The organism is Streptomyces sp. NPDC028331 (assembly GCF_055565775.1).
Genome location: NZ_JBVHTR010000020.1, coordinates 133,654 through 152,726 on the forward strand (window position 1 = coordinate 133,654; position 19,073 = coordinate 152,726).

The window sequence follows — 19,073 nt, forward strand, 5'->3', positions numbered from 1 at the left end:
GACATCGCTCAACGGTCCACTCTCTCACCCGTCCCGGACGGGTCGGCGCTTTCCGGTGCGGTGTCCGGCCCCGGGTCACTCGGGTGCTCCGGGTCGCCTGCCCCGGTCTCCGTGTCCGACTCCTGTGCGGGAGTCGCCGCTGATCCCGCGGTGTCCCCAGTGTCTACGGTGCCGTCGGCGGCCGTGTTCAGACCCCTGTCATCCGCGTTCTGCGGGTCGTCCTGCCGTTCCTCCTCGGCCTGCCGTGCGGCCAGGCGCTTGCGCTGGGTGTACATGCGGAACCCGGCGAGCACCAGCAGCAGGACGCCACCGGCGATGACCAGCATCACGGTGGGGGTGATCTCGGTGACGTTCACGTCGAACGTGATCGGGGGGCCGTACGGCTGCCCGTCCTCGGTGAAGAGCTGGGCGACGACCGCGGCCCGCCCGTTGGCGTTGGCCGTGGTGGTGAACTTCACGGACTGGCTGTGTCCGCCCGAGACGGAGATGGGCTGCTCGGAGTAGGGGCCGTTGCCGATCTTCAGGCGTGTCGGCTGTTGCGAGGTGAGCCGCAGGACCAGGTGGTCGACCCCCTGCATGAGGTTGTTCTGCACCGTCACGGGGATCGTCGCACTGCGGCCGGAGAGCTTCGTCTCGGACTTCTCGATCAGCCGGACCTGGTCGGTGAGCCCGTCGAGGTACGACTCCACGCCCTGGCGGAAGGTCGACGCCTCGGTGGCGTGTCCGCGCCAGGAGGTGGACATGGCGCGGTCTATCGCCCGCCCGAAGGGGGTGACGACGCGTGCGGGGTCGGAGAGGATCACCTTGAAGCTGTCGAGCTTGTCCTGTGTGTTCTCGATCTGCTCGAACGCCGACCGCGGGAGCTCCTCCTTGCGCAGCGAGGAGGGGTAGCGGGACGCGGCCGGCACTCTCGTCGTGGCATTCGGGTCCGGCTTGGCCCTGGTGGCCGTGGACAGATCGGCCGACTGCGACCAGTGGCTGCCCTGCAGGGCCGTCAGCGCCTCCGCCATGGACTGGGCCTGGCTCGCGGACGGCATCCGCTGGGGAGCGACCACGATGCTGCGCTGCTTGTCGGGCTCCTCGAGGTTGACCATCAGGCTCTGCGCCAGGAAATCCTGTACCGCGAGAGTGGAGCTCGCGGCCGAGGTCATGTCGCCGTCGAACGCGGTCGACAGGCCGTCGTCCGCGACCACCGCCGTGGTGCCGCCCCCGATGGGACGCGCGGCGGTGGGCGTGTAGGAGAGGCCGCTGTCCTGGAGGCTGTCGCTGCGGGCGATCACCTTGTCGGCGCCGGCGGAGGTGGCGACCTTGATGATGGAGGAGTCGATCGCGCCGTCCACGGGCCAGGCGAAGTCCGTGTCGGGTTTCACGTGGAGGATGGTCTCGACGGTGCTGGCGGCGACGTCCGTGGCGTCCTTGAGGTGGCTGAGCGAGCCGGTGACGTTCTTGCCGTTGTGGGCGAGCGAGGCCAGGTCGGGATCACCGTAGGGGAGGGCGACGACCTCCTTGTTCTGGACCGCCTTCTGGAGGTCGGCGAGCCACTGCTTGGCGACCGCCTGGTTCTTGCCCGCCGTGACCTTGTCACCGTCGCCCTTGATGCTGTAGCTGCCCGTCATCGCATCCACGGAGGCGAGCAGGTCCGGGTCGATCACCCAGGTGACGTCGAGGTTCTTGCCCTGCGACAGCAGCTGGGAGAGGCGGCCGCCCGGCGAGATCTCCTTGGCCAGGTCGTCGTTCTGGAAGACGGGCGTCTGCTGCTGGTCCGGGAGGGTCTCCGCGGTCATGCGGACGTCGGAGATCAGCGGCCACAGGAACGTCGTCTGCGTCTTGGTGGCGGCGTCGTCGGGCTGCCAGGGCAAGAACGTCCGCTGGATGCCGAGCACCTGCTCGTAGGGCTGGGCGGTGGTCCGGCCGGAGAGCGATACACCGAGCGGGTAGACCCCGTCGGAGCCGAGATCCAGCTCCTTGACGGGCACGGAGATGCTGAATTCCTGCGTGGAGCCCGGCGCGAGCTGAGCGAACTTCTCGACGTACTTGCCGCCGACCTCGCCGCCGTCGACGCCCGGCAGATAGGTCGTGCGCCGGGCGACGCTGTCGATGGACGCGCGGCTGGTCAGCTCCTGGCCGACCCGCAGACCCACGTGGGCGTCGGTGATGGCCTGCTTGCCGTTGTTGGTGACCGTGCCGGAGACGGTGAGGGTGTCGTTGTCGGTGGGCACGCCGGGGCTGAGCGAGTCGAGGGAGACACTGACCGCACGGGAGCTGCCGGCCTCCACGGCGGCGCTCCGCTCGGCGGCGTGCGCGGCCGGGCCGGCGGGGAGCTGCAGCAGGCCGGCCAGCAGGGGTGCGCCCGCGAGCAGCGCTCCGGTACGCCGGAGCCACCGACGGGCAGGTGAGGAACTCATCCCCTGGAAGTCTGCCGCCTCGGCCACGCGCTCGCCCGTCCCTCGTCGTCGTCAGTGGTCGTCGGATGTGCGTCCACGCATGGTAACGATGCGCGCGGAACGGAAGTGCCGCGGTCCGCCTCACAAGATCGGAACGGGAGCGGGACTGTCCGGTAACGGCCGGGATGGCAGGCCCATGGCCACTGAGCGTCTGCACGCGTTCACGGAACGCTTGTGCAGGTTCCATGCGGGCGCCTGCGACCGCCAGGGACACGTACCCTTTTCTGTTGTGCCGAACGCCAACGATGACAATCCCCGTGCCCTCAGTCAGGTGCAGCAGCGTGCTGTGAGCGAGCTACTCAGGGTGTCCCCTGTCGCCGACGACCTCGCCCGCCGCTTCCAGGAGGCCGGCTTCTCGCTCGCTCTGGTCGGTGGCTCGGTGCGGGACGCACTCCTCGGCCGGCTCGGCAACGACCTGGACTTCACGACAGACGCCCGCCCGGAGGACGTCCTCAAGATCGTGCGGCCGTGGGCGGACGCCACATGGGAGGTCGGGATCGCCTTCGGCACGGTGGGGGCGCAGAAGGAGGCCCGCGTCGGAGATGCTGTTCAGCGCTTCCAGATCGAGGTGACCACGTACCGCTCCGAGGCGTACGACCGGACCTCCCGCAAGCCCGAGGTGTCGTACGGCGACTCCATCGAGGACGATCTGGTCCGTCGCGACTTCACGGTCAACGCGATGGCCGTCGCGCTGCCCGAGAAGGAGTTCATCGACCCGCACCAGGGGCTCACCGATCTGACCGCCCGGGTGCTGCGCACGCCCGGGACGCCGGAGGAGTCGTTCTCGGACGATCCGCTGCGGATGATGCGCGCCGCGCGCTTCGCGGCCCAGCTGGACTTCGAGGTGGCGCCCGAGGTCGTCACGGCCATGAAGGAGATGGCCGGGCGTATCGAGATCGTCTCCGCCGAACGGGTGCGGGACGAACTGAACAAGCTGATCCTCTCCGCCTGCCCGCGCAAGGGGCTGTCGCTGCTGGTCGAGACCGGGCTCGCCGATCACGTTCTGCCCGAGCTGCCCGCTCTGCGGCTGGAACGTGACGAGCACCATCGGCACAAGGACGTCTACGACCACACGCTGATCGTCCTGGAGCAGGCGATGGCCCTGGAGGAGGACGGCCCCGATCTGACCCTGCGGCTCGCCGCGCTGCTCCATGACATCGGAAAGCCGAGGACGCGCCGCTTCGAGAAGGACGGCCGGGTCTCGTTCCACCACCACGAGGTGGTCGGCGCCAAGATGACCAAGAAGCGGATGACGGCGCTGAAGTACCCCAACGAGCTCGTGAAGGATGTCTCACGCCTGGTCGAACTGCACCTGCGCTTCCACGGCTACGGCACGGGAGAGTGGACGGACTCCGCGGTGCGCCGGTACGTGCGTGACGCGGGCCCACTCCTCGATCGTCTCCACAAGCTGACCCGCTCGGACTGTACGACCCGTAACAAGCGCAAGGCGGCCGCGCTCTCCCGGGCGTACGACGGCCTGGAGGAGCGCATCGCTCAGCTCAAGGAGCAGGAGGAGTTGGACGCGATCCGCCCCGACCTGGACGGCAATCAGATCATGGAGATCCTGGGCGTCCGCCCCGGTCCGGTCGTCGGTCAGGCCTACAAGTACCTGCTGGAGCTGCGCCTGGAGAACGGGCCGATGGGGCACGACGCCGCTGCGGCAGCACTCAAGGAGTGGTGGGCCGCGCAGAGCGGAGACTGAGGAACCGGGTCATGTTTCACGTGAAACATGACCCGAAACGCCGTCCGGCGTGCACGACGAAGGGGCGATGTTTCACGTGAAACATCGCCCCTTCGTGTCTGTGGGGTCGATCTACTTCTTGAGCTCGTTCAGGCAGAGCACGACGTCGTGGCCGCCCCCGTACTGAATGTAGGAGATCGTCGCGTCCTTGACGTCCTGGCACTTGTTCTCGTCGCTGCTGCCGTCGAATTTCTGGACGACCTTGTACTGGGCGTTGCTCGAGGAGCAGTCGACGTCCTGGAGGTCAGGCTTGGAGTCCGTGCCGTCGTTGTGCATGCAGGAGCCGACCGATGTGGTCTCCGCGTCGTCGCGGGTCAGGAACCAGCCCGCACCGAACTTGATGGCAGCGACGACGACGGCGACGACGATGAGGCCGACGATCCGCATCGCCTTCTTGCCGGCGCGCTTGCCCGGACCCGCCTGCGGCGGAAGCGGCGCCGGAGCGCCCTGCTGTTGGGGGAAGGGGGCGTAGGGCTGCTGCTGCGGCGGGTACGGCTGCTGCGGCGGATAGGGCTGCTGCGGCGGATAGGGCTGCTGGGCGACTCCGGGCTGGCCGGGCTGCTGCCCCATGGGCACGGTGGGCTGCTGGGCGTACGGATTCGTGCCCTGGGGCGGCGGAGTGGTCACTTTCGGGGTCCCCCTCGAACGTGGGTGCGCGTGGCGCGAAATAAGACGCCCGTAAGCTACAGGTCCGCTGTGACAACCCTGAAGTCGCCCGGACCTCCGTAGCCTTGATGTGACACTTACTGGCGATCAAAGCGGGACATACACAGAGCAACTGCTGCGTAGACAACGGCGACCATGACCACCAAAGCGGCTGATCGGCCGTCAGGGGGCAGCATCAGCGCGGCCACCGCCGCCGCGCCGACGAAGGCCACATTGAAGAGCACGTCGTAGACCGAGAAGATTCGGCCGCGGAAACCGTCGTCGACCGAGGACTGAACGATCGTGTCCGTGGAGATCTTCGCTCCCTGTGTCGTCAGCCCCAGGACGAACGCGGCGACCAGCATGGGCCCCGTCGCGAACGGAAGGCCGAGCGAGGGCTCCAGCACGGCGGCGGACCCGGCGCACACCGCGATCCAGCGGCCGGGACCGAGGCGCCCCGCCGCCCACGGGGTGGCCACGGCCGCCACGAAGAACCCGGCCCCCGACACCCCCAACGCCAGCCCCAGCAGGGCCAGCCCCTGGCGCGGGGTGCCGGACAGGGCGTAGCGGCACAGCATGAGCAGCAGGACGAGCAGCGCGCCGTAGCAGAACCGCATCAGGGTCATCGCCGTGAGCGCCCATGCCGCCTGCCGGCGAGGGGGCGCCGCAAGATGGCGCACACCGGCCACCAGATCCCGCACGGTGCCGACCAGCACCGTGCCGAGCCGCGGCGGCACCGACCCCCTGTCCGGGCCCAGGGCTTCCGGAGCCAGACTCAGCGACGCCAGAGCCGATCCGAGATACAGCAGGGCACCCAGCAGCACCACCGCGGCATCGGAGTCGGCGATCACCAGCCGTACGACGAAGGCGAGTCCGCCGCCCGCGGTCGCGGCGAGCGTGCCGGCCGTGGGGGAGAGCGAGTTGGCCATCACCAGGCGGTCGGCGTCGACCACCCGGGGCAGCGCCGCGGACAGGCCGGCGAGGACGAAACGGTTGACCGCGGTGACGCACAGCGCGGAGACGTAGAAGAGCCAGTTGGGGACATGGCTCACCATGAGGACGGCCGTCGCACCCGCCAGCAGGGCGCGCAGCAGGTTGCCGTGGAGGAAGACCTGGCGGCGCCGCCAGCGGTCCAGCAGGACGCCTGCGAAGGGGCCGACGAGGGAGTACGGCAGGAGCAGCACGGCCATCGCGGAGGCGACGGCCGTGGCCGAGGTCTGTTTCTCCGGCGAGAAGACCACGTAGGTGGCGAGCGCGACCTGGTAGACGCCGTCGGCTCCCTGGGACAGCAGCCGTACGGCGAGCAGGCGCCGGAAACCGCTGAAGCGCAGGAGGACGCGCAGATCGCGCACGACGGACATGGGGCACAGCCTCACATACGTGCGGGGTCCCCGGGCAGAGACCCGGGGACCCCGCACGGACACGGGAGCGACGTCAGCGCTCGACCTCGCCCCTGATGAACTTCTCGACGTTCTCGCGGGCCTCGTCGTCGAAGTACTGGACCGGCGGGGACTTCATGAAGTACGAGGACGCGGACAGCACGGGGCCGCCGATGCCGCGGTCCTTGGCGATCTTCGCGGCGCGCAGAGCGTCGATGATGACGCCCGCGGAGTTCGGGGAGTCCCAGACCTCGAGCTTGTACTCCAGGTTCAGCGGGACGTCGCCGAAGGCGCGGCCCTCGAGGCGGACGTAGGCCCACTTGCGGTCGTCGAGCCAGGCCACGTAGTCGGACGGGCCGATGTGGACGTTCTTCTCGCCGAGGTCCCGGTCGGGGATCTGGGAGGTGACGGCCTGCGTCTTGGAGATCTTCTTGGACTCCAGGCGGTCGCGCTCCAGCATGTTCTTGAAGTCCATGTTGCCGCCGACGTTGAGCTGCATCGTGCGGTCCAGGATGACGCCCCGGTCCTCGAACAGCTTCGCCATGACGCGGTGCGTGATGGTCGCGCCTACCTGCGACTTGATGTCGTCACCGACGATCGGGACGCCGGCCTCGGTGAACTTGTCGGCCCACTCCTTGGTGCCGGCGATGAAGACCGGAAGGGCGTTGACGAAGGCGACCTTGGCGTCGATGGCGCACTGGGCGTAGAACTTCGCCGCGTCCTCGGAGCCGACGGGCAGGTAGCAGACGAGGACGTCGACCTGCTTGTCCTTCAGGACCTGGACGACGTCGACCGGCTCCTCGGCGGACTCCTCGATGGTGGCGCGGTAGTACTTGCCGAGACCGTCGAGGGTGTGGCCGCGCTGAACCGTCACCCCGGTGGACGGGACGTCGCAGATCTTGATGGTGTTGTTCTCCGAGGCGCCGATGGCGTCCGCCAGGTCGAGGCCGACCTTCTTGGCGTCCACGTCGAACGCGGCGACGAACTCGATGTCACGCACGTGGTAGTCGCCGAACTGGACGTGCATCAGACCCGGGACCTTGGACGCCGGGTCGGCGTCCTTGTAGTACTCGACTCCCTGCACCAGCGACGCGGCGCAGTTGCCCACGCCGACGATGGCTACGCGAACCGAACCCATTCCGGTTGCTCCCTGTGTGTACGAGGTGAGGCCCCGACCGGGCCTCACGGGGTGGTGTCGTCGGACGGATCCGGCCGGGTGTCGTCCCGGTGCCGGGGCAGGCCGCCCGTCGCTCCCTGTGTGCTGTCAGGAGCGGAGCCGTCGGCAGTGGAACCTCTGAGGTCCCGTCCGGCCCGCTCACTTTCGATGAGCTCGTTCAGCCAGCGCACTTCGCGCTCCACGGACTCCATCCCGTGGCGCTGGAGCTCGAGGGTGTAGTCGTCGAGGCGCTCCCGGGTGCGCGCCAGGGAGGCGCGCATCTTCTCCAGGCGCTCCTCCAGTCGGCTGCGGCGGCCCTCCAGGACGCGCATGCGCACGTCACGGGACGTCTGTCCGAAGAAGGCGAAACGAGCGGCGAAGTGCTCGTCCTCGTACGCGTCGGGGCCCGTCTGGGAGAGCAGTTCCTCGAAGTGCTCCTTACCTTCGGACGTCAGCCGGTAGACGATCTTGGCGCGCCGTCCGGCGAGCGGAGCGGCGCCGGCGTCGTCCGAGCCGCTGCCCGGCTCCTCGATCAACCAGCCGTTGGCGACCAGCGTCTTGAGGCACGGGTAGAGCGTCCCGTAGCTGAACGCGCGGAATACACCCAGTGACGTATTGAGTCGTTTGCGCAGCTCGTAGCCGTGCATCGGGGACTCGCGGAGCAGGCCGAGGACGGCGAACTCGAGGATCCCGGAACGCCGGCTCATGTGCGCCTCCCTCCTGTCGCTGCCTCGTCCACACGGTCTTTATGTCGTGCTGATGTATCGACTCGATACATCAGCACGATAGAGCGCGCCTCCTGATGCGACAAGTGGGGGCACGGTGAACGGGGTCACATCACCGATTCGTAGGACGCAAGTTGCCTGGTTTGCGGTGAACTTCGGAGCTCGGTCGGTTTTGGCGGTGCGTAGTCTGTGCGCCATGCACACCACCGGGAACCGAGTGACCCATGGGGGACGTCCTCGTCCTCGGTGCAGTACGGGTGAATGCCGAAACGACCGCATCCGTACTTCGGGGGGACCGGAAACCAGCCGCCGTTTCCAGGCGCGCCAGGATGCGCCTGCCCGAGGAGTAGTCGTTCGATGAGCGAGCACCGTCGCAAACCGCCGCAGCCGCAGGGAGGCGGACGTGCCGCGGCCCGACGCGGCCAGTCGGCGTCCCCCGGCCGCCGCGCGGCACCGCGAGGCGCCACCGGGTCTCCGTCCGCCCCCTACGGAGCGGGAGGTGAGGAGCGCCCGTACGGTGGCCGAGCCGAGGCCCGGCGGGCGGCCCAGAGAAACACAGGCGGCCGACGCAGAGCGGCCGACGGCGCGGGACGTGGCCGGGGTGCGGCTCCCGCCGGGAAACGCTTCATCGACTACCCACGCGCGGGCAAGGACGGCGTCGCGCGCTGGGTGCCCTCCTGGAAACTGGTCGCGGGGCTGTTCATCGGCTTCCTGGGGAGCCTGGTGGCGGTGGCGGGGGTCGGGTACGCGATGGTGAGCGTGCCGGACGTCGCCAAGACCGCCCAGTCCCAGAACAACGTCTACTACTGGGCCGACGGCAGCCAGATGGTGGCCACGGGCGGCGAGACCAACCGCCAGATCGTCAACCTCTCGCAGATCCCTCCGGCGATGCGTTGGGCCGTCATCTCCCAGGAGAACAAGACCTTCTACACCGACAGCGGGATCGACCCGAAGGGCATCGCGCGGGCCGTCTTCAACATGGCCACGGGCGGTCAGACCCAGGGCGGCTCCACCATCACCCAGCAGTACGTGAAGAACGCGCGACTGGACGACCAGTCGCAGACGGTCTCCAGGAAGTTCAAGGAGATCTTCATCGCCATCAAGGTGGGGGCCACCGTCAAGAAGGACGACATCCTGGCCGGCTACCTGAACTCCGCGTACTACGGGCGGAACGCCTACGGGATCGAGGCCGCCGCCCACGCGTACTTCAACAAGCCGGCCATCAAGCTGGACCCCGGGGAGTGCGCCTTCCTGGCGGCGATGCTCAAGGGCGCCACCTACTACGACCCGGCAGGCGCCACGTCCATCGACCCGAAGAACGCCACTCCGCAGGCCAACCAGAAGCGCGCCACCCTGCAGATGCAGGACACCCTCAACAAGATGGTGCAGTACGGGCATCTGAGCGCCACGGAACGGGCCAAGTACACGAGCCTTCCCCAGGTCCAGAATCCGCGGTCGAACACACGGCTGAGCGGCCAGATCGGTTATCTCGTCGACCTGGCCAACAGCTACCTGGTCACGCACAGCAGCACGACCCACATCACCCAGGACAAACTGCAGCAGGGCGGCTACCAGATCTACACGACCTTCGACAAGAAGAAGGTCGAGCAGCTCGAGTCCGCGGTCAAGAAGGTCCAGAAGGCCAACATCAAGCCCGACCTGCGCCCGAACACGGACAAATTCGTCCAGTTCGGCGGCGCGTCCGTGGACCCGGGCAGTGGCGCGATCAAGGCGATCTACGGCGGTGAGGACGCGACCAAGCACTTCACCAACAACGCCGACGCGACCGGTGCCCAGGTGGGTTCGACGTTCAAGCCGTTCGTGCTCGCCGCAGCGATGAAGTGGGGGGTCCGCAACCCCGACCTCGGACCGGAGCAGGCCCAGGACGAGCGCACCGTCGTCTCACCGAAGAGCCTGTACAGCGGCAAGAACAAGCTCAAGATCAAGGAGTACAACGGGGACGTCTGGAAGAACGAGAAGGGCCAGGAGTGGCTGCAGACGAACGACGGCGACGAGTCGGTGGGCGACCCGCCGGACTACAAGATCGACCTTCGTGAGGCGATGCAGTTCTCGGTGAACACCGCCTATGTGCAGCTGGGCATGGACGTCGGCCTGGACAAGGTGAAGCAGACCGCCCTGGACGCGGGCATCCTCGAGAGCAGCCTGGCCAGCGCGAACTACCCCTCCTTCTCCATCGGCACCTCCTCCCCGAGTGCGATCCGCATGGCCGGTGCCTACGCCACCTTCGCGGCCAGCGGCAAGCAGAACGATCCGTACTCGGTCGACAAGGTCAGCAGCAAGGACGGCGTGGTCTTCCAGCACACCAAGCAGACCAAGGACGCGTTCACCGCGAAGGTGGCCGACAACGTCACGAACGTCCTGAAGACCGTGGTCGACAAGGGCACGGGTACCGCGGCGAAGCTGCCGGGGCGCGACGTGGCGGGCAAGACCGGTACGACCGACTACAACAAGTCGGCCTGGTTCGTCGGCTACACCCCGCAGTTGTCCACCGCGATCAGCATGTTCCGGATCGACGACAACGAGGCCAACAAGAACCGCACATTCCTGAAGATGTACGGAACAGGTGGCCAGAAGGAGATCCACGGTGCCTCGTTCCCGGCCGAGATCTGGCACGACTACATGGAACAGGCGCTTCAGGGTCAGCCGGCGAAGCCGTTCCCGACGCCCGAGCCCATCGGCACGGTCGTCAACGACACCCCCAGCCCGAGCGTGACCCCCACGCCCACCCAGAGCGTCACCCAGAGCCCGTCGCCGAGCGCGTCGCCGAGCCCGTCGCGGATCTCGCCCTCGCCCTCGCCGAGCGACACCTGCGGCTTCTGGGGCAACAGCAACTGCAACGGCAACGGAGGGGCCAACGGAAACGGCGGAACGGGCCCGGGCGGCACCGACGCGGGCGGCACCGGCGGAGTGACCCCGTCACCGACGGAGTCGACCGGTAACGGAAACAGCCGGGGCAACGGCAACGGAGGGATCTTCGGCGGCCCGAACAACTAGGCATCCGGCAGAAGCCCGCTGTCCGACCTGACGCTTTCGGGCGGGTCGGAGTGTGGGGGACTGACGACCAGGGGCGGTCTTGTGGAGACCGCCCCTGTGTCGTGTGCCGGCCATGCCCGTCGTGACCGCGGCGGCCGATCGCTTGACGTCGTCGGCGGGACGAGCGCGGCCGCAACGGAAGGACTCACCACGGCGAACCACGTGTATGCGGCATCCGCGGACGTGTGTGTCGTATGCGGACTCGTGTAACGGCGCGCGGCAGAAGTCATTCATGGACGCTGCGCTGTCACGCTCGTGAGCACAAAAGCATCGGCTGTTTCCTGTTCCTGTGGTGTGCGGAAACGCCGGGTCCCGGAGAGGGGTCCGTCCGACTTGTCTCCGGGACAGTGAAAGGGGCCTGATCCCGGAAACCTCCCGAGGATCAGACCCCTCTTCCTGTCGGCCGTGGTTTACCAGTAACCGCTGCACACCACGTCGCCGGTGCCGCCGTCGCGCAGACAGACGCGGTAGTAATAGTTGGACCCGCCGACCATGTTGGACCAGTCGGAACCGCCGTCGGGAATCGTGACGGTCATCGACTTGATAAGCGGCTGGCCGCTTTCTGTGCTGTGCTTCTCGATGACCGCGTAGTGGTTCCAGAAATTGTCGTTGGGGTACGGGTCGGTACCGCGGACCCAGCCGGCGGTGCACGCGGTCGACCAGCGTAGCTCCGCCTTCATGATTCCGTCACTGACGGTCTTCTTGGTGACGGCGCCGCTGTCGCACCCGTTGCTCACCGGGCCCTTGCCGTCGCAGCCCGTACCGGAACACCCGGCCGCGTACGACGTGCCGGCCAGGGGGATCAGCACAGCCGTCATGGCCGCACCGACGATTACCGACACTTTGACGCGGAGATTCTTTTTCACGGTCTCTCCATCGGTGAGGATTCCTGCGCTCACTCTCCCGTCGGCAGGCGACGGAAATGCAGAGCGCGGAAAAGTGAATAATGGCGGGAAAGGGCCTTCAGGTGTCCGGATAGGCCGTGCCTGGCTCGGGAGGCTAGGCGGCCTCGTCCAGCAGACCGAGTTCACTCACGCGCAGGCCGAGTGCGAAACGGCCCCGGGCGTCCAATTGGTCCATCAGTCGCGTGATCCGGCGTTGAACGGTTCGATGTCCCAGACCGAGGTGCTGGGCGATAGCCTGGTCCGGAAGCCCGCTCCGCATCAGGCGGAGGATTTTCACATCCAGGTCGTCTGTGCACGTTCGGTACATCACTGCCCTCCCCCGTTCAGTCGGTCTTGGTCGAGGGCCGACTGTGCAGCTCCTTTTATGTCGATTTGATGGCGACCCTAGCGGAAAAAATCCGACCACTGCAAGAGAAATGATCCGCGCCTATGGCGCATATACGGGCAAAAAAAGTGGCGTAATCACGCCACGCCCACACCGTTTGACCCGCCGCCGTTTCACGTGAAACATCGCCCGAAGCGGTGGCCGTCACACCCACCACGTGGGTCGGCCCTCGGGCGCTTTCCCGGCCGGATGCGGCAGGATGAGCCTCATGCCCAGTGCAGAGACGACGCGCGCGAGCGTGTACGAGCCGGATGTGGTGCGGCCGACCGGGGAAGACAAGGTCGCCGCGGCCGGCAGTGAGCTGATCGGCGGACCCGTCGGCCGACGCGCCCTGCTCGGGACGTCCTGGTGGACGCCCGTGCGGATCGTGGCGCTCGTCGCCATCGGCATGTTCGCCCTCGGGATGGTGCAGAAACTGCCCTGCTATGACAGCGGCTGGTTCTTCGGCGCCAGCTCGCAGTACACGCACGCCTGCTACTCGGACATCCCGCACCTCTACCAGGGGCGCGGCTTCGCCGACGGGCTCGTGCCCTACTTCGACAGGCTTCCGGGCGACATGGACTACCTCGAGTACCCGGTGCTCACCGGAGTGTTCATGGAGGTGGCCTCCTGGCTGACCCCGGGTAGCGGCGGCATGCAGGCCCGCGAGCAGACCTACTGGATGGTCAACGCGGGGATGCTCATGGTCTGCGCCGCGGTCATCGCCGTGTGCACCGCCCGCATCCACCGCAGGCGCCCCTGGGACGGCCTCCTCGTCGCCCTCGCGCCCGCCTTCGCACTGACCGCGACGATCAACTGGGACCTGCTCGCCGTGGCCCTGCTGGCCGCCGCGATGCTGATGTGGTCACGGGGCCGGGCCCTCGCCTTCGGTGTCCTGGTGGGGCTCGCCACGGCCGCCAAGTTCTACCCGTTCCTGGTGCTCGGACCCCTCCTCGTACTGTGCTGGCGGGCGGGCAGGTGGCGGGAGTACGGGACCGCCGTCCTGGGCGCCGTCGGCGCGTGGCTCGTGGTCAACCTGCCGGTGATGTGGCTCGCTCCCGAGGGCTGGTCCAAGTTCTACCGCTTCAGCCAGGAGCGCGGGGTCGACTTCGGGTCCGTCTTCCTCTTCGTCTCACGCTGGCGCAACATCGACATCACCGCGGACACCGCCAACACCTACGCGATGATCATGATGGTGATCGTCTGCGCCGGCATCGTGGTGATGACGCTGACCGCTCCGCGCCGCCCGCGCTTCGCCCAGCTCGCCTTCCTGATCGTCGCCGCGTTCATCCTGACCAACAAGGTCTACTCGCCGCAGTACGTGCTGTGGCTGGTCCCCCTCGCCGCGCTCGCCCGGCCGCGCTGGCGGGACTTCCTGATCTGGCAGGCCTGCGAGGTCGCGTACTTCCTGGGGATCTGGATGTACCTGGCGTACACGACCAGCGGAGACGCGCACAAGGGACTGCCGACGGACGGATACCAGCTCGCCATCGCCGTCCACCTGCTGGGGACGCTCTACCTGTGCGGCGTCGTCGTGCGGGACGTCTTCCTGCCGGAACGCGACATGGTGCGCCGGGCCGGCGACGACGATCCGTCCGGTGGCGTACTGGACGGCGCACCGGACGTCTTCACCCTCGGATCCGCCGGCCACCCGCCACGGCACGCCGCCCATGCCGAGGGGCCGCAGGTGGAGTGGGGCGCCCGCGGCGGGGAACCGGCTGACGACCGTTCGCACTGAGCGAGCCGGGCGTCACAGCACCGCCGACAAGGCCGTACACGGGCTCGTGTACGGCCTTCGTCATGCTGCCGGTTCACGGCTCAGCGGTCGACGAGCCGGTCGAACTGCGTGGTGGTGTGCCGCAGGTGGGCCACCAGCTCATCGCCCACCTGCGGCTCCGTGGCGTCCGCCGGGATGAACAGGATCGAGACCTGCATGTGCGGGGGCTCGGCGAACCAGCGCTGCTTGCCCGCCCACACGAACGGCGACAGGTTCCGGTTCACCGTCGCGAGGCCGGCCCGGGCCACGCCCTTGGCCCGCGGCATCACACCGTGCATGGCCTTGGGAGCCTCCAGGCCCACCCCGTGCGACGTCCCTCCCGCCACGACGACGAGGAAGCCGTCGGAGGCCGCCTTCTGCTGCCGGTAGCCGAAGCGGTCGCCCTTGGCCACGCGCGTCACGTCCAGAACCGCCCCGCGGTACTCGGTGGCCTCGTGGTCCCCGAGCCACAGCCGGGTGCCGATGCGCGCCCGGAAGCGGGTCTGCGGGAACTGCTGCTGCAACCGGGCCAGTTCCTCGGCCTTGAGGTGGCTGACGAACATCGTGTGCAGCGGCAGCCGGGCCGCGCGCAGCCGGTCCATCCAGCCGATGACCTCCTCGACGGCGTCGGAGCCGTCGGTGCGGTCCAGAGGCAGATGGATGGCGAAGCCTTCCAGGCGCACGTTCTCTATGGCCGCGTGCAACTGCGGCAGGTCCTGCTCGCTCACGCCGTGCCGCTTCATCGAGGACATCACCTCGATGACCACCCGGGCGCCCACGAGCCCGTACACGCCGTCCACGGACGACACCGAGCGGATCACCCGGTCCGGCAGCGGCACGGGCTCCTCGCCCCGCCGGAACGGCGTCAGCACCAGCAGATCGCCACCGAACCAGTCCTTGATCCGGGCCGCCTCGTACGTCGTGCCCACGGCGAGCATGTCCGCGCCCAGGCGGGTGGCCTCCTCGGCCAGCCGCTCGTGGCCGAACCCGTAGCCGTTGCCCTTGCAGACGGGGACGAGCCCCGGGAACTGCTCCTGCACATGCTTGTGGTGTGCCCGCCAGCGCGCGGTGTCGACGTAGAGCGTGAGCGCCATGGCCGGTCCCGGAACCTTTCTCGTGGCTGCCGTGTGTCAGAGGTCTGAGAGGGAATTGTGACGGATCCGCCGGACCGACGGGGCTGCGCCGGGCCGCTCGGGCGGTCCGGCAGGCGCTCCGGGGTCAGCGGCGCGACATGTAGATGTCGAGCGCCTTGTGGAGCAGCTTGTTGAGCGGGAAGTCCCACTCGCCCAGGTACTCGGCGGCCTGCCCGCCGGTGCCCACCTTGAACTGGATCAGGCCGAAGAGGTGGTCGGTCTCGTCCAGCGAGTCGGAGATACCGCGCAGGTCGTAGACGGTCGCGCCGAGCGCATAGGCGTCGCGCAGCATCCGCCACTGCATCGCGTTCGAAGGCCGCACCTCACGGCCGATGTTGTCGGAGGCGCCGTAGGAGTACCAGACGTGGCCGCCGACGATCAGCATCGTCGCCGCCGACAGGTTCACACCGTTGTGCCGCGCGAAGTACAGCCGCATACGGTTGGGGTCCTCGCTGTTGAGGGCCGTCCACATGCGCTGGAAGTACGACAGCGGGCGGGGCCGGAAGTGATCGCGCACCGCGGTGATCTCGTACAGGCGCTGCCACTCCTCGAGGTCGTGGTAGCCGCCCTGGACCACCTCGACACCCGCCTTCTCGGCCTTCTTGATGTTGCGGCGCCACAGCTGGTTGAAGTTCTTGTGCACCTCTTCCAGGGACCGGTTGGCGAGCGGCACCTGGAAGACATAGCGCGGCTGCACGTCGCCGAAGCCGGCACCGCCGTCCTCGCCCTGCTGCCACCCCATGCGGCGCAGCTTGTCGGAGACCTCGAACGCGCGCGGCTCGATGAAGTCGGCCTCCAGGTCACGCAACCGCTTGATGTCCGGGTCCTGGATGCCCTTCTTGATGGTCTCCGCGTTCCACCGCCGGATGATCACCGGCGGGCCCATCTTCACGGAGAAGGCGCCCTGCTGCTTCAGGTGCGCCAGCATCGGCCGCATCCAGTCGTCCAGGTTCGGCGCGAACCAGTTGATGACCGGGCCCTCGGGAAGGTACGCCAGATAGCGCTTGATCTTGGGGAGCTGGCGGTACAACACCAGACCGACGCCCACCAGTTCGCCGCTCTTGTCGAACCAGCCGAGGTTCTCCGACCGCCACTCCGCCTTGACGTCCGCCCAGGCCGGGACCTGCATGTGGCTCGCCGCCGGCAGGCTCTGGATGTATGCCAGATGCTGCTCGCGACTGATCGTCCTCAGGGTCAGGCTCATTCGGGGCGCTCCTCGGGCTGGTGTGTCCCCATGGGTACAGGGGCTCCGGCTCTCGCGCCGAAGCCTACTGCGCCCCCGGAGCGCCCCGACTGGCCCTACGCAACCTGTGTGTCCGGCGGGTCGCCCGAGCGGCCCGCGGACCGTACCGCGACCCGGCGCTCAGCCGATGCCGAAACCACCGTGGAAAAGACCCAGGAAGAAACCGATGGCCGAGGCACCGAGTCCCAGGATCAGCCCGAAGCGCTCGCGGGTCGTCACGGAGATGTACTGCCCGTACGCGCCGGTGAGGATCCCCACCAGGCCGGTCGCGGAGCTGAGCAGATGCAGGTTCCGGGACACCAGCGCCGTCACCAGGGCAGTGACGCCCAGTACCAGGGTCACCGCGAGCAGGGTGTCCTGGACGGGGTGGGCCTTGCCGTCCGTGGCGAAGAGGGAACCGGTGGTGTTGGGTCGCAATACCTGTGCCATAGGGCACCTCCTGCGGAAGGCGGCGCATCGTAGCGCCATACACACCCGATGTGTACAGATTGACCGCCACCAGGGCCGGATTTCAACCGGAAGCACGTGTGCGGGTACTCTGTACCGTCTGCACCGGTGTCTGCCCAGGCACAGCCGGGTCAATCGTCGACTGGCCTCCGATTGTCAGTGGCGGCCGATACCGTTGCGTACGCATCACAACCCTCCTGCCACGGAACGACCGTGGCCGCTGAGTCCAAAGGAGGTGGGTTCCACATGCGTCACTACGAGGTGATGGTCATCCTCGACCCCGATCTCGAGGAGCGCTCTGTCTCCCCGCTGATCGAGAACTTCCTTTCCGTCGTCCGTGACGGTGGCGGAAAGGTCGAGAAGGTCGACACCTGGGGGCGTCGTCGTCTCGCCTACGAGATCAAGAAGAAGCCCGAGGGCATCTACTCGGTCATCGACCTGCAGGCCGAGCCTGCGGTCGTCAAGGAGCTCGACCGCCAGATGAACCTGAACGAGTCGGTCCTCCGGACCAAGGTCCTCCGTCCCGAGACCCACTGAGCCTCCCGCTCAGCTCATCCCGGGATTCGAGTAGCAGCACCAGCAGCCAGCAGCAAACCCGCCGAGAGGTTCCCCCATGGCAGGCGAGACCGTCATCACGGTCGTCGGCAACCTTGTCGATGACCCCGAGCTGCGCTTCACCCCGTCCGGTGCGGCGGTCGCGAAGTTCCGCGTCGCGTCCACTCCCCGCACCTTCGACCGTCAGACCAACGAGTGGAAGGACGGCGAAAGCCTCTTCCTGACCTGCTCGGTCTGGCGCCAGGCGGCGGAGAACGTCGCCGAGTCGCTTCAGCGAGGCATGCGCGTCATCGTGCAGGGCCGGCTGAAGCAGCGGTCCTACGAGGACCGTGAGGGCGTCAAGCGCACGGTGTACGAGCTCGACGTCGACGAGGTCGGAGCCAGCCTGCGCAACGCGACGGCCAAGGTCACCAAGACCGCCGGCCGCGGCGGCCAGGGCGGCTACGGCGGCGGTGGCGGCCAGGGCGGTGGCGGCTGGGGCGGTGGCCCCGGCGTCGGTCAGGGCGGTGCTCCGGCCGACGACCCGTGGGCGACCGGCGCTCCCGCCGGCGGTCAGGGCGGTGGCGGCTGGGGCGGCGGCTCCGGCGGCGGTGGCGGCTACTCGGACGAGCCCCCCTTCTAGGCGGGCCGTACCCCACACTTCTTGATCACACAGGAGAAACACCATGGCGAAGCCGCCTGTGCGCAAGCCGAAGAAGAAGGTCTGCGCATTCTGCAAGGACAAGGTCACGTACGTGGACTACAAGGACACGAACATGCTGCGGAAGTTCATTTCCGACCGCGGCAAGATCCGTGCCCGTCGCGTGACCGGCAACTGCACGCAGCACCAGCGTGACGTCGCCACGGCCGTGAAGAACAGCCGTGAGATGGCGCTGCTGCCCTACACGTCCACCGCGCGCTAAGGGAAGGGTGACAAACTCATGAAGATCATCCTCACCCACGAGGTCTCCGGCCTCGGCGCCGCGGGCGACGTCGTCGACGTCAAGGACGGATACGCCCGCAACTACCTGATCCCGCGGAAGTTCGCGATCCGCTGGACCAAGGGTGGCGAGAAGGACGTCGAGCAGATCCGTCGCGCTCGCAAGATCCACGAGATCCAGACCATCGAGCAGGCCAACCAGGTCAAGGCCCAGCTCGAGGGCGTGAAGGTCCGTCTGGCCGTCCGCTCCGGCGACTCCGGCCGTCTCTTCGGTTCCGTCACGCCGGCCGACATCGCCTCGGCGATCAAGGCCTCCGGCGGTCCCGAGGTCGACAAGCGCCGGATCGAGCTCGGCGCGCCGATCAAGACGCTGGGCGCCCACGAGACGTCCGTGCGTCTGCACCCCGAGGTGGCCGCCAAGGTCAGCATCGAGGTCGTCGCGGCCTGACGTCGCGCTCGGCCGGCCAAGGGCTGACAGGCCGGCCATCATCCGAGAGAAGGGCCGTACCCGAGCTCAGGTTCTAGTAGTCGTTGCAACACCCCAGCTCAGGGGATGCAATGGACTTCGAGATCCGCAGGGACCGGACGGCTCAGGGGCCTGTGAAGC

Annotated in this window: 16 protein-coding genes; 7 read left to right on the forward strand and 9 right to left on the reverse strand. The window is 68.0% G+C overall.

The genetic code is table 11. From position 1 onward, the window contains the following. Window positions 1-8 precede the first annotated feature (8 nt). Window positions 9-2,432, reverse strand: coding sequence for a DUF6049 family protein (locus ACZ4SW_RS26925; protein WP_468250759.1), 2,424 nt, complete (start codon window positions 2,430-2,432; stop codon window positions 9-11). Between the two features lie 241 nt (window positions 2,433-2,673). Between ACZ4SW_RS26925 and ACZ4SW_RS26930 the strand changes: the two genes are divergently transcribed. After that, the gene (locus tag ACZ4SW_RS26930) at window positions 2,674-4,146 is read left to right on the forward strand and encodes a CCA tRNA nucleotidyltransferase (protein ID WP_468250761.1); all 1,473 of its coding nucleotides are present in this window, start codon (window positions 2,674-2,676) and stop codon (window positions 4,144-4,146) included. Window positions 4,147-4,257: 111 nt separating this feature from the next. On the opposite strand, the gene ACZ4SW_RS26935 is transcribed toward ACZ4SW_RS26930, so the two are convergent. The 4 genes from ACZ4SW_RS26935 to ACZ4SW_RS26950 all read right to left on the reverse strand — a co-directional run bounded on the left by ACZ4SW_RS26935 (window position 4,258) and on the right by ACZ4SW_RS26950 (window position 8,072). Beyond that, a complete protein-coding gene (locus ACZ4SW_RS26935; RefSeq protein ID WP_468250763.1) occupies window positions 4,258-4,812 on the reverse strand; it encodes an LppU/SCO3897 family protein in 555 nt (184 codons plus the stop codon). A gap of 116 nt (window positions 4,813-4,928) precedes the next feature. Then, window positions 4,929-6,191: an MFS transporter gene (locus ACZ4SW_RS26940; RefSeq protein ID WP_468250765.1), complete on the reverse strand. Its 1,263-nt coding sequence runs from the start codon at window positions 6,189-6,191 to the stop codon at window positions 4,929-4,931. Window positions 6,192-6,264: 73 nt separating this feature from the next. Beyond that, entirely contained in the window at window positions 6,265-7,347 is a 1,083-nt protein-coding gene (locus ACZ4SW_RS26945; protein WP_468250767.1) for an inositol-3-phosphate synthase, read from the reverse strand. A gap of 44 nt (window positions 7,348-7,391) precedes the next feature. Then, window positions 7,392-8,072, reverse strand: a complete 681-nt coding sequence (locus tag ACZ4SW_RS26950) for a PadR family transcriptional regulator (protein WP_468250769.1) — start codon at window positions 8,070-8,072, stop codon at window positions 7,392-7,394. Between the two features lie 375 nt (window positions 8,073-8,447). On the opposite strand from ACZ4SW_RS26950, the gene ACZ4SW_RS26955 reads away from it, so the two are divergent. After that, complete coding sequence (locus ACZ4SW_RS26955; RefSeq protein ID WP_468250771.1) at window positions 8,448-11,105, forward strand: transglycosylase domain-containing protein; 2,658 nt, start codon at window positions 8,448-8,450, stop codon at window positions 11,103-11,105. Window positions 11,106-11,554: 449 nt separating this feature from the next. Here ACZ4SW_RS26955 and ACZ4SW_RS26960 read toward each other — a convergent pair whose 3' ends face one another. Beyond that, complete coding sequence (locus tag ACZ4SW_RS26960; protein ID WP_468250773.1) at window positions 11,555-11,962, reverse strand: DUF2690 domain-containing protein; 408 nt, start codon at window positions 11,960-11,962, stop codon at window positions 11,555-11,557. A gap of 680 nt (window positions 11,963-12,642) precedes the next feature. Between ACZ4SW_RS26960 and ACZ4SW_RS26965 the strand changes: the two genes are divergently transcribed. Beyond that, window positions 12,643-14,151 carry a glycosyltransferase family 87 protein gene (locus ACZ4SW_RS26965; protein ID WP_468250775.1) on the forward strand — a complete coding sequence of 503 codons (1,509 nt, stop codon included), beginning with the start codon at window positions 12,643-12,645 and terminating at the stop codon, window positions 14,149-14,151. 80 nt (window positions 14,152-14,231) lie between these two features. On the opposite strand, the gene ACZ4SW_RS26970 is transcribed toward ACZ4SW_RS26965, so the two are convergent. The 3 genes from ACZ4SW_RS26970 to ACZ4SW_RS26980 all read right to left on the reverse strand — a co-directional run bounded on the left by ACZ4SW_RS26970 (window position 14,232) and on the right by ACZ4SW_RS26980 (window position 16,974). Next, window positions 14,232-15,263 carry an alanine racemase gene (locus tag ACZ4SW_RS26970; protein WP_468250777.1) on the reverse strand — a complete coding sequence of 344 codons (1,032 nt, stop codon included), beginning with the start codon at window positions 15,261-15,263 and terminating at the stop codon, window positions 14,232-14,234. 124 nt (window positions 15,264-15,387) lie between these two features. Continuing rightward, on the reverse strand, window positions 15,388-16,506 hold the full coding sequence (gene femX, locus ACZ4SW_RS26975) for a peptidoglycan bridge formation glycyltransferase FemX (RefSeq protein WP_468250779.1): 1,119 nt from the start codon (window positions 16,504-16,506) through the stop codon (window positions 15,388-15,390). 159 nt (window positions 16,507-16,665) lie between these two features. Continuing rightward, window positions 16,666-16,974, reverse strand: a complete 309-nt coding sequence (locus ACZ4SW_RS26980) for a hypothetical protein (protein WP_468250781.1) — start codon at window positions 16,972-16,974, stop codon at window positions 16,666-16,668. Window positions 16,975-17,238: 264 nt separating this feature from the next. On the opposite strand from ACZ4SW_RS26980, the gene rpsF reads away from it, so the two are divergent. The 4 genes from rpsF (at window position 17,239) to rplI (ending at window position 18,914) form a co-directional block, all read left to right on the forward strand. Continuing rightward, on the forward strand, window positions 17,239-17,529 hold the full coding sequence (gene rpsF / locus ACZ4SW_RS26985) for a 30S ribosomal protein S6 (RefSeq protein ID WP_009189556.1): 291 nt from the start codon (window positions 17,239-17,241) through the stop codon (window positions 17,527-17,529). Between the two features lie 76 nt (window positions 17,530-17,605). Beyond that, window positions 17,606-18,169 (forward strand): single-stranded DNA-binding protein, encoded by a 564-nt coding sequence (locus ACZ4SW_RS26990; protein WP_468250783.1) that lies wholly within the window; start codon window positions 17,606-17,608, stop codon window positions 18,167-18,169. A 43-nt stretch (window positions 18,170-18,212) separates the two neighbouring features. Then, window positions 18,213-18,449 (forward strand): 30S ribosomal protein S18, encoded by a 237-nt coding sequence (rpsR, locus tag ACZ4SW_RS26995; RefSeq protein WP_003949403.1) that lies wholly within the window; start codon window positions 18,213-18,215, stop codon window positions 18,447-18,449. Between the two features lie 18 nt (window positions 18,450-18,467). Beyond that, on the forward strand, window positions 18,468-18,914 hold the full coding sequence (rplI, locus tag ACZ4SW_RS27000) for a 50S ribosomal protein L9 (protein WP_030615103.1): 447 nt from the start codon (window positions 18,468-18,470) through the stop codon (window positions 18,912-18,914). Window positions 18,915-19,073: the final 159 nt, after the last annotated feature.

Coding starts and splice junctions, on each gene's coding strand:
- rplI (WP_030615103.1), top strand. CDS start 18,468: ATGAAGATCATCCTCACCCACGAGGTCTCCGGCCTCGGCGCCGCGGGC.
- ACZ4SW_RS26955 (WP_468250771.1), top strand. CDS start 8,448: ATGAGCGAGCACCGTCGCAAACCGCCGCAGCCGCAGGGAGGCGGACGT.
- femX (WP_468250779.1), bottom strand. CDS start 16,506: ATGAGCCTGACCCTGAGGACGATCAGTCGCGAGCAGCATCTGGCATAC.
- ACZ4SW_RS26960 (WP_468250773.1), bottom strand. CDS start 11,962: ATGACGGCTGTGCTGATCCCCCTGGCCGGCACGTCGTACGCGGCCGGG.
- ACZ4SW_RS26940 (WP_468250765.1), bottom strand. CDS start 6,191: ATGTCCGTCGTGCGCGATCTGCGCGTCCTCCTGCGCTTCAGCGGTTTC.
- rpsR (WP_003949403.1), top strand. CDS start 18,213: ATGGCGAAGCCGCCTGTGCGCAAGCCGAAGAAGAAGGTCTGCGCATTC.
- rpsF (WP_009189556.1), top strand. CDS start 17,239: ATGCGTCACTACGAGGTGATGGTCATCCTCGACCCCGATCTCGAGGAG.
- ACZ4SW_RS26945 (WP_468250767.1), bottom strand. CDS start 7,347: ATGGGTTCGGTTCGCGTAGCCATCGTCGGCGTGGGCAACTGCGCCGCG.
- ACZ4SW_RS26950 (WP_468250769.1), bottom strand. CDS start 8,072: ATGAGCCGGCGTTCCGGGATCCTCGAGTTCGCCGTCCTCGGCCTGCTC.
- ACZ4SW_RS26970 (WP_468250777.1), bottom strand. CDS start 15,263: ATGGCGCTCACGCTCTACGTCGACACCGCGCGCTGGCGGGCACACCAC.
- ACZ4SW_RS26990 (WP_468250783.1), top strand. CDS start 17,606: ATGGCAGGCGAGACCGTCATCACGGTCGTCGGCAACCTTGTCGATGAC.
- ACZ4SW_RS26965 (WP_468250775.1), top strand. CDS start 12,643: ATGCCCAGTGCAGAGACGACGCGCGCGAGCGTGTACGAGCCGGATGTG.
- ACZ4SW_RS26980 (WP_468250781.1), bottom strand. CDS start 16,974: ATGGCACAGGTATTGCGACCCAACACCACCGGTTCCCTCTTCGCCACG.